Raw genomic sequence first — 8,623 nt, 5'->3', positions numbered from 1 at the left:
GCCCTGCACGCCCTGCCCCTGCCGCCGGAAAGCGAGCGTGCCCCCCTGCCCGCCCCCGCCGACCCGGTGGCGGCGACCCTGGCCCAGGTGGAGCGGCAGGCGGTGTGGTTCGAGCGCGCCGGGCTGGCGCCGGACGTCCTCGCCCTGCTGGAGCGGGAACTCGACGACGCCCGCGCCTTCCGCTGCGCGGCGCCGATCCCCATCACGCTGGTCGGCAGCGACGTCCACCCCGGCAACTTCCTGATCGACGCCACCGGCAAGGCGTGGTTCACCGATCTGGAGAAGGCCCAGTACGGCCACCCGGCCATCGACCTCGCCCACGCCAGCCTCTACACCTCCACCATGTGGGAGCGGGAGGTCGCGACGGTGCTGGCGCCGGACGAGGTCGCGGCGTTCCACGCGGCCTGGGAGGCGGCGGTGCCGCCCGCGCTGGCCGAGGCGGTGCGCCCGTGGTGCCGGCCCTTGCGCCGGCTGACCTGGCTGCGCACCTTGTCCTGGATGGCCCGCTGGCGGGTGGAGGGGGCGGCCCTGTCGCCGGACATGCCGGAGTCGCTGGCGGCCCATATGGACGCCCACGCGGTCGACGTCCTCCGCCCGGAGATCATCGGACGGGTCGCCGCCGAGTGGTGTTGACGGCGACGGGCGGCCGAGACATGCGATGGCTTGGCCCGCAGCGCGGTTAACCCTTGCCCGCGGTTGGTGTTACATTGAGGAATCGAGTTTCAGGCTTTCCTGATCCGGACTCCGTAGGCGTGCAGGTGGACGCGGCATGATGACATTCCGATTTGGGCGGACCCGGTTTGGCCGGACGGCGCTCGGTGCCTTGCTCCTTTCCACGGCGGGCCTCCTGCCGGCCGGCCACGCCGCCGCCGCGGCCCCGGCAACGACGGAGCGTCCGTCGCTGACCTCGGCGACCGGCAGCTATCTGGCCGGGCGCTTCGCCCAGCGCCAGGACGATTGGGCCGCCGCCGCCCTGTTCATGGCGCACGCCCTGTCCGCCGACCCGGGCGACCTGACCCTGCTGCGCCGCACCTATCTGCTGAAGCTGGGCGAAGGGCAGTTCGACGCCGCCATCGACCTCGCCAAGCGGCTGCTGGAGCAGGACAACGACCCGCAGATGGCCATCGCCCTGCTGGCCTCCGACAATCTGGCCCGCGGCAAGCTGAAGGAAGCCAAGGCCATGGCCGCGCGCATGCCCAAGGAAGGCATGGCGAAGTACATCGGCCCGCTGATCGACGCCTGGCTGGCCGCCGCGGAGGGCAAGACCGACGCGGCGCTGAAGGCGCTGGAGCCGCTTTCCACCGCCAGCGGCTTCGCCGCCCTGCACGACCTGCACGCCGGTCTGGTGCTGGAGTTGGGCGGGCGCAAGGACGCCGCCGGGGAGCGTTTCGCCCGTGTGATCGACAAGGAGGCGCCGCTGCGCGTCATCCAGATCGTCGGCAGCTTCTATGAGCGCACCGGCCGCAAGGACGAGGCCCGCAAGCTGTACGAGTCCTTCCGCGCCGGCAATCCCGACAGCCTGATGGTCGAACCGGCGCTGAAGGCGCTGGACGAGGGCAAGGCCGCCCCCCCGGTGGTGTCCGACGCCAAGCAGGGGCTGGCGGAGGCCTTGTTCGACCTGGGCAGCGCCATCCATCACGAGGGGGCGGAGGAGACCGCCCTGCTGTTCGGGCGGATCGCCCTTCACCTGCGCCCCGACCTGTCCCTGGCGCGGCTGATGATCGGCGATATCATGGAGAACCGCGACCACCACGCCGACGCGCTGGTCGAGTTCCAGGCGCTGGAGAAGGACCCGGTGCTGGGCTGGACCGCCCGGCTGCGCGCCGCCGAGAGCCTCGCCCGGCTGGAGCGCACCGACGACGCCATCGCCGCCTTCTCCGCCCTGTCCGCCGAGCGTCCGGAGCGCACCGACGCGCTGATCCGGCTGGGCGACCTGTACCGCGTCGCCAAGCGTTACGGCGAGGCCGCCGACAGCTACAGCAAGGCGCTGGAGCGCATCGGCACGCCGGAGGAGCGGCATTGGGCGGTGCTCTACGCCCGCGCCATGTCCTACGACAAGGTGGACCGCTGGCCGGACGCCGAGCGCGACCTGCGGGCGGCGCTGGCGCTGAAGCCGGACGAGGCCTTCCTGCTGAATTATCTGGGCTACAGCTACGTCGACCGCGGGCTGAACCTGGAGGAGGCCAAGAAAATGATCGAGAAGGCCGTCGCCCTGCGCCCCAAGGACGGCTACATCGTCGACAGCCTGGGCTGGGCGCTCTACCGCACCGGCGATTTCGAAGGGGCGGTGGAGAAGCTGGAGCGCGCGGTGGAGTTGAAGCCGACCGACGCCACCATCAACGACCATCTGGGCGACGCCTATTGGCGCGTCGGGCGCCGCAACGAGGCCCGCTTCCAATGGACCCGCGCGCTCCGCACCGCGGAGGAGGAGCCGCAGAAAGAGGACATCCGGGCCAAGCTGGACAAGGGTCTGGTGGACCCCAAGGCCGCCGAGGCCGCGGCACCGAAGCTTCAGTAAGCCGCGCCTGCATAGGCTCTGGCGCTCGCCGCACCCATGCCGCATAAAGCCCTTCTTCCCCCTGCCGGGAAGAAGGGCTTTTCGTTTCGGGGGACCCGACCATGAGCGCCATCGCCGAGGCCGCGCCGGCCAAGCTGAACCTCTATCTGCATGTGGTGGGCCGCCGGGACGACGGCTATCACGAGTTGGACAGCCTCGTCGCCTTCGCCGACGTGGCGGACCGGGTGACGGTGCAGCCGGGCGTGGCGCGGATCGCGCTGCGCGGGGTGGACCTGCCGCCGGTCGGGCCGCGGCTGGCCATCTCCGGCCCCTTCGGCCCGGCCTTGATGGGGGAGAATCCGGCGAACAACCTCGTCATCCGGGCCGCCCACGCGCTGGCCGCCCGGCTGGGCCGCGAGGCCGATGCGATGATCGTGCTGGAGAAGGTTCTGCCCATCGCCTCCGGGATCGGCGGCGGCTCGGCGGACGCGGCGGCGACGCTGCGCGCCCTGGCCCGGCTGTGGGACGTGCCGGTGACCGACCCGCGCCTCTATGAGATCGCGGCATCGCTGGGCGCCGACGTGCCGGTCTGCGTTGCCGGGCGGAGCTGCTATTTCGGCGGTGTGGGGGAAGTGCTGGAGGAGGCGCCCGTCCTGCCGGAAACCTTCGCGGTGCTGGTCAACCCCGGTGTGCCGGTGCCGACCCCCGCTGTGTTCAAGGCGCGCAACGGAGCTTTCAAAAGCGTCTTCTCGGCCCCGGCCCGCTTCACCGAGGCGCCGGTCGACGCCGTGGCGCTGGCCGCGCTGCTGAAGGAGCGGCGCAACGACCTGACCGAACCGGCCCTGACCGTCGCCCCGGTGATCGCCGGGGTGCTGGCGGCGCTGGAGGGCACGGACGGTTGCCTGCTGGCCCGCCTGTCGGGCAGCGGGGCGACTTGCTTCGGCCTCTATGCGGATGCGGCGGCGGCGGCGGCTGCCGCCCGGTCGATCCAAACGGCGCAGCCGCGCTGGTGGGCGAAGGCCGCCCGTCTGCTGCCGACCCCGGCGGACGCGCCGCCGCTGCCCGAGGGGCTGGTGGCACCGTCAGCGGTCACCACGGCCCCGACCCCGCCGGTCCCCTTCCCGGACACCGGCGGCTGGGGCGTGGGCTGACTCTTGAGCTGACCTTTATGCGGGCTTAGCATCCGCCGCCGCGGGTCATCGCGCCGCCCAGCATGGCGCCGCCCAGCGTGCCGGCGGCGGTCGCCGCCAGCTTGCCGTCGCCGCGCCCGAACTGCGAGCCGACCAGCCCGCCGACCGCGGCCCCGCCCAACACGCCGACCAAGTCGCCGTCGAGCGGCCCGCATTCCACCACTTGCGGCAGGGCGCGCACCACGCGCGGCCGCTGCTGGACGATCACCGGGGGCGGTTCTTCGATGTAGACGGGGGCCGGGGCGTAATGCACGACCGGCGGCTCCTCGTAGACCACCACCGGCGGGGGCCGGCGGACGATCACCACCCGCCCGTCGCCGTAGCCGCCGTCGATGTAGCCATGGTCGTGGTGGCGGCCGCGCTCATGGCGTTCGCGGTCATGACGGTCATGATGGCGCTCCTGCTTGGCGCGCCAGCCATGGGCCGGCGCCCAGTCCGGGGGGTCGGCGAGGACCGGGGACACCCCCGCGCCCAAGGCCGCCACACCGGCCAGCAGCGCGATGGCGAGGGATTTGGGGGCGAAGCGGATGTGCGTCATGATGGCTCCAGGATACGTCTCACCCGAATGAACATCCGGGGCTGGAGTCTTCATCCACCCGACAACCGGGAAGTCCGTGACAATTTTGGGTGCGCGCGAACGGGGTGCCCCATCCCGGCCCTGGCATCCGGCCTTCGGCCCAGGGTCAAGGCGGGGGCAGGCCCGCGGCCGGCGCGCGGCGCAACGCGTTCAACAAAATCCCGATCGTGGTCCCGTTGTGCAGGACGGCGGTGCCCACCGGGGACAGCAGGCCCAGCGCGGCGGCGCCGAGGATCGCGCTGTTCAGCCCGACCGTCAGGCGGTAGTTGCGGGCGATCAGCGCCATGGCGGCGTTCGCCGTCTCCTTGGCGTCGGCCACCCGCTCGATCCGGTCCTCCAGAAGCGCCACGTCGGCGGTCAGGCGGGCGATGTCCGCCCCCTTCTGCATGGCGATGCCGACATGGGCGCCGGCCAGCGCCGGCGCGTCGTTGATGCCGTCGCCGACGAAGGCGATGCGCGCGCCGTCGCGGCTCAGATCCTCGATGATGCGGGCCTTGTCGGTGGGCAGCAGGTCGGCGTGGAAGCCGTCGAGATGCAGCGCGTCGGCCAATTCGGCGGCGCGGTCGCGGTGGTCGCCGGTCAGCATCAGCACCCGCGTCACCCCGGCCCGCCGCAGCCGCGCGATGGTCGCGGCACTGGCCGCGCGCACGCTGTCCTTCAGCGCCAGCACGCCGGCCAGCACCCCGCCGAAGCCGATGAACAGCAGCGTCTTGCCGTCGCGGTGCAGCGCGTCGATGGCCGCGCGGTGGGCGGTGGTGTCGATGCCCTCGTCGTCCTCGATGAAGTGGCGGGAGCCGACGACGATGCGCTTGCCGTCGATGACGCTGGCCACCCCGTGGGCGACGATGAACTTCACCTCCTGATGGTCGAAGTGGCGGTTGTGCGTCTCCTTGGCGGCGTTGACCACGGCCATCGCCAGCGGGTGGAAGTAATGCTCCTCCACCGAGGCGGCGAGGCAGATCAGGTCGTCGGGGCTGAAGGTCGGGTCGAAGGCGATGGAATCAGTCACCTGCAGATCGCCGGTGGTCAGCGTGCCGGTCTTGTCGAAGATGACCGTGTCGGCCTGGGCCAGCCGTTCCAGCGCGTTGGCGCCCTTGATCAGGATGCCCGCCTGCCCCGCCCCGTACATGGCCGACTTGAAGGCCACCGGGGTCGCCAGCTTCAGCGCGCAGGAATAGTCGGCCTGGAGCACCGACGCGGCGCTGCGCCAGTCGCCGGTCATCAGGAAGGAGCCGCCGGCCAGCTTCAGCACCGTGGGCACCAGCCGGTCGGCCAAACGCGCCGCGTCGAGCTGCGCCTCGCTCTTGGCGGTCAGCGACTGCTCGACGTAATCGGCGATGCGGGCGGCGGCGGTGTGGCTGCCGACATGCTCGGCGTAGACGACCAGCCGGCCCTCCTCCATCAGCGTGCCGGACAGGACGGTGGAGCCGCGCTGCTTGACCACCGGTGCGCTCTCGCCGGTCATGGCGGCCTCGTTGACGGTCGCCTCCCCGCTCAGCACCGTGCCGTCCACCGGAATCACCGTTCCGGCGCCGATGACCACGCTGTCGCCGACCATGACGGTGTCGGCGGGCACCTGGATCTCCACGCCGTCGCGCAGCAGCCACACCTGATCGCTCGACGGGCGCAGCAGCCGCTTCAGCAGCGCGTCTGACCGGCGGGCGATGGACTCCTCCATGTATTCGCCGAGCGCCAGCATGAAGACGGTGGTGTTGGCCGCGGTGAAATCCCGCCGCGCCAGGGAGATCGACACCGCCGCGGCTTCCAGCACGTGGGAGTTGATACCCTCCCGCCCGTAGATGGCCATGCCCTCACGCAGCATCGGCATCGCGACGGCCAGCGACAGCGGCAGGCGCAGCGGCATGGGCAGCAGGAAGCCGGCGGCCAGCGTGGCGAGGCTGCGGACCAGCGTCACGCCATGATTCTCCCCGCCCTCCGCCGCAGGGGCTGACGGAGCCGTTTCGGGGATCGGCAGGGCGGCCAACGCGAGGCACAGCGCCGTGGCGTCGGTCACCGCGGGATCGTAGCGGACGGCCAGCGACCGCGCGGCGCGGCTGGCCCGAACCGACGTCACGCCGGCGACCGCCTCAACCACCCGGTGCAGGGTCGCGGCGTCGGCGGGGGTGCCGGGGCGGCAGGCGTAGCGCAGCCGGATGCGCCCCGGAACCTGGTGGACCGGCTCCAGCCGCAGGAACCAGGGCAGGCCGCTCATGAGGCTCCGGCCTGTTCCGCCTCCAGCTCGGCCTGGAGGTCGGCCATCTGCTCCTTCATCTCGGCGAGGCCGCCGGCCAGGTTGCCGTACAGCTTCAGGCCGGACTTCACGATCTTGCCGCGCAGCTCCTCGTCGGACAGCACATAAGCCGCCGCCGCCCCGACCAGAAGCCCGACCAGGAACTGCTCGGACCGGCGCGACGGGAGAAGGCCGCTCAGCCCGCCGAGAAGCCCTTGCCCCCGACCCATGCCGGCGCCCATGCCACCTCCAATGGAGGCGCCGCCGGCGGCCATGGCGGCTTCGTACTGGCGCTGCTGCTTCTTCAGCTTCTTCAACGCCTTCTTGGTCTTCTTAGCCATGGAGGTCCTCGTTCTTCGGCAGTTCCTGCGGCGGCTCTTCCGCCGGATTCAGCAGATGCTCGATCATGACCACGCCCGCCGCCCCGGCGGCGACCGCCAGCGCGAGGCGCGCGTAATCGCGGTTGCGCAGGGCGTCGGCGGCGACGCTGGCAGCGGCCAGAGCGGCACCGCCCTGCAGACCATGGCGCAGGATGGTGCGTGGCGCGGGAGGCTCGGCGCCCGTCACCCAGCGGTCCTGGACGGCGGTCAGCAGGCCGGTCGCCACCATGCCGCGCGTGAAGTCGGCGGCGAGCGTGCCGGAGCCCCGCGCCTTGCCGCGCCGCTTCGCGCGTTTCACGCGGCCCCCGGTGCGGCGGACGGCGTCGGCTCGGTCTTCACCGGCTCCGCCACATCGTCCTTCACCGGCTCCGCCTCGGCGGGCGCCGCATCCGCGGAGGCTTCCTCCACCGGCGTGGCGAGGCGGGAGCGCAGACCGGCGGAGGTCCGCTCGATGGCCAGCAGGCCGGTGACCGCGGCCTCGCGCACCGCGGTCTGGGCCTTGCCGGCGCCCTCGCGCGCGGCGGCCTTCACATCGACGGTCTTGAGGTCGGCGGCCCTAAGGTCGGCGATCGTGGGATCGGCCTTGGCCTTGGCATTCTTCATCATCCGGACGCCGATGGCCCCGGCGATCACGCCGGACGCGAAGGTCAGAAGCGGCAGCATCATGGTCTCCTTTCGGGCGCACCGCCCGCAAACCCGGCGGTGGCGATGCGCAGCAGCGTCCCGGCCGCCGCGCTGGCTTCCCCACGCAGCAGATCCGGCCACGCCGAGGGCGGGATCACCGTGGGGTCGTATTCGATGGTGCAGGAGCGGGCGAGCGGGTTCAGCGCGACGGAGCGGATGCCCTCCGCCCCGGCAAGCGCCCGGTGCAGCACCCTGGCGTCGTCCGCGAGCGCCGCCAGACCGCGCTCCGCGGCGCCGTCGAGCTTCAGCCGCACCCGGCCCGGAATGTGGTGCGCGATGGTCAGGGCGGCGGCCAGCCGGCTCAGGAAATCGTCGGGCATGCTCGGTTTTCGGTCCGTCATTGGAAGAGGCGTTTGCGCTGCACGGTCATGTGCACGACCATGAAGGCGACGAACAGCGTGCCGAAGCCGGCGTGAACGCGTTTGCCCACCCCCAACGCCGCCAGGGTCGCCGCCATGCTGCCCATCATCCCGATCTTGGCCGCGCGGTTGAGCCGCCATTTCAGCTCCGGAGCGGCGGGCTTGCCCTCCGCGGCGGGAGCCGGAGCATCCGACGGCGGCGGGGCCTCCGCGGGGTGCAGAACCGCCGACAGCAGAGCCTCCACCCGGGACCGGGCGTCATCCGGCGTCATCACGGCGGGGTCGTAGCTCAGCAGAAAGCTGCCCACCGCCGGGTTGCTCTCGGTCACCCGAACGGTGTCCAGAGCCTCCAGGCGGCCCAGCGCCTCCTGGAAGCGGTCGTTGCCGCGCAGCAACGGGTGGCGCACGCGGATGCGTCCCGGCACCGCCGATGCGATGGGAGAGGTCCGTCCGGTCATTGCCCGTTCTCCTGCGTCAGCCGCGATCCGCCGGCGCGGCCGGGGACGTTCAATGGTTGCGCAGAATATCCATAAATTCATAATGGTGAAACATTTCCCGCGCTCCCGCACCGGCGCCGGACGCAAGGCCGCGTTGCAGAAAAACCGCGCCCTCACCCAGGAAGTGCAGGGGTGGGCCATCCGGGTCGAGCCCTGCGCCATGCTCGGTGGCCATGATCACGGGAACACGGGTTTGGGAGGCGAACGCC

At 71.9% G+C, this 8,623-nt stretch carries 11 protein-coding genes; 3 read left to right on the top strand and 8 right to left on the bottom strand.

The window, feature by feature from the left end; translation table 11 throughout:
* The 3 genes from AC1DVI_RS25580 to AC1DVI_RS25570 all read left to right on the top strand — a co-directional run.
* A partial coding sequence (locus tag AC1DVI_RS25580) for a phosphotransferase family protein (RefSeq protein WP_476960368.1) occupies window positions 1-633 on the top strand: 633 nt, incomplete at its 5' end.
* Window positions 634-823: 190 nt separating this feature from the next.
* The gene (locus AC1DVI_RS25575) at window positions 824-2,518 is read left to right on the top strand and encodes a tetratricopeptide repeat protein (RefSeq protein ID WP_476960367.1); all 1,695 of its coding nucleotides are present in this window, start codon (window positions 824-826) and stop codon (window positions 2,516-2,518) included.
* 101 nt (window positions 2,519-2,619) lie between these two features.
* Window positions 2,620-3,648 carry a 4-(cytidine 5'-diphospho)-2-C-methyl-D-erythritol kinase gene (locus tag AC1DVI_RS25570; protein WP_476960366.1) on the top strand — a complete coding sequence of 343 codons (1,029 nt, stop codon included), beginning with the start codon at window positions 2,620-2,622 and terminating at the stop codon, window positions 3,646-3,648.
* Between the two features lie 25 nt (window positions 3,649-3,673).
* On the opposite strand, the gene AC1DVI_RS25565 is transcribed toward AC1DVI_RS25570, so the two are convergent.
* The 8 genes from AC1DVI_RS25565 to AC1DVI_RS25530 all read right to left on the bottom strand — a co-directional run bounded on the left by AC1DVI_RS25565 (window position 3,674) and on the right by AC1DVI_RS25530 (window position 8,589).
* Window positions 3,674-4,225, bottom strand: coding sequence for a glycine zipper 2TM domain-containing protein (locus tag AC1DVI_RS25565; protein WP_476960365.1), 552 nt, complete (start codon window positions 4,223-4,225; stop codon window positions 3,674-3,676).
* Between the two features lie 145 nt (window positions 4,226-4,370).
* Window positions 4,371-6,476: a heavy metal translocating P-type ATPase gene (locus AC1DVI_RS25560; protein ID WP_476960364.1), complete on the bottom strand. Its 2,106-nt coding sequence runs from the start codon at window positions 6,474-6,476 to the stop codon at window positions 4,371-4,373.
* The gene (locus tag AC1DVI_RS25555; RefSeq protein ID WP_476960363.1) at window positions 6,473-6,835 is read right to left on the bottom strand and encodes a YtxH domain-containing protein; all 363 of its coding nucleotides are present in this window, start codon (window positions 6,833-6,835) and stop codon (window positions 6,473-6,475) included. The genes AC1DVI_RS25560 and AC1DVI_RS25555 overlap by 4 nt, the downstream gene beginning before the upstream one ends.
* Window positions 6,828-7,172 carry a hypothetical protein gene (locus AC1DVI_RS25550; protein WP_476960362.1) on the bottom strand — a complete coding sequence of 115 codons (345 nt, stop codon included), beginning with the start codon at window positions 7,170-7,172 and terminating at the stop codon, window positions 6,828-6,830. Before AC1DVI_RS25550 ends, AC1DVI_RS25555 begins: the two co-directional genes overlap by 8 nt.
* The gene (locus AC1DVI_RS25545; protein WP_476960361.1) at window positions 7,169-7,540 is read right to left on the bottom strand and encodes a hypothetical protein; all 372 of its coding nucleotides are present in this window, start codon (window positions 7,538-7,540) and stop codon (window positions 7,169-7,171) included. Before AC1DVI_RS25545 ends, AC1DVI_RS25550 begins: the two co-directional genes overlap by 4 nt.
* Entirely contained in the window at window positions 7,537-7,878 is a 342-nt protein-coding gene (locus AC1DVI_RS25540; protein WP_476960360.1) for a cation transporter, read from the bottom strand. The genes AC1DVI_RS25545 and AC1DVI_RS25540 overlap by 4 nt, the downstream gene beginning before the upstream one ends.
* A gap of 17 nt (window positions 7,879-7,895) precedes the next feature.
* Window positions 7,896-8,375: an HMA2 domain-containing protein gene (locus AC1DVI_RS25535; RefSeq protein ID WP_476960359.1), complete on the bottom strand. Its 480-nt coding sequence runs from the start codon at window positions 8,373-8,375 to the stop codon at window positions 7,896-7,898.
* Between the two features lie 49 nt (window positions 8,376-8,424).
* A complete protein-coding gene (locus AC1DVI_RS25530; protein WP_170295932.1) occupies window positions 8,425-8,589 on the bottom strand; it encodes a hypothetical protein in 165 nt (54 codons plus the stop codon).
* Between the last annotated feature and the right edge of the window lie 34 nt (window positions 8,590-8,623).

The sequence above is a fragment of the Azospirillum sp. P4_B5 genome (assembly GCF_056402275.1).
The sequence above is the reverse complement of the archived record's forward strand: the minus strand, read 5'-3'. Positions and strand labels throughout refer to the sequence as shown.

What these genes read in the sequence shown, in the direction of transcription:
- AC1DVI_RS25570 (WP_476960366.1), top strand. Translation starts at nt 2,620, where the DNA reads ATGAGCGCCATCGCCGAGGCCGCGCCGGCCAAGCTGAACCTCTATCTG.
- AC1DVI_RS25565 (WP_476960365.1), bottom strand. Translation starts at nt 4,225, where the DNA reads ATGACGCACATCCGCTTCGCCCCCAAATCCCTCGCCATCGCGCTGCTG.
- AC1DVI_RS25560 (WP_476960364.1), bottom strand. Translation starts at nt 6,476, where the DNA reads ATGAGCGGCCTGCCCTGGTTCCTGCGGCTGGAGCCGGTCCACCAGGTT.
- AC1DVI_RS25555 (WP_476960363.1), bottom strand. Translation starts at nt 6,835, where the DNA reads ATGGCTAAGAAGACCAAGAAGGCGTTGAAGAAGCTGAAGAAGCAGCAG.
- AC1DVI_RS25545 (WP_476960361.1), bottom strand. Translation starts at nt 7,540, where the DNA reads ATGATGCTGCCGCTTCTGACCTTCGCGTCCGGCGTGATCGCCGGGGCC.
- AC1DVI_RS25540 (WP_476960360.1), bottom strand. Translation starts at nt 7,878, where the DNA reads ATGCCCGACGATTTCCTGAGCCGGCTGGCCGCCGCCCTGACCATCGCG.
- AC1DVI_RS25535 (WP_476960359.1), bottom strand. Translation starts at nt 8,375, where the DNA reads ATGACCGGACGGACCTCTCCCATCGCATCGGCGGTGCCGGGACGCATC.
- AC1DVI_RS25530 (WP_170295932.1), bottom strand. Translation starts at nt 8,589, where the DNA reads ATGGCCACCGAGCATGGCGCAGGGCTCGACCCGGATGGCCCACCCCTG.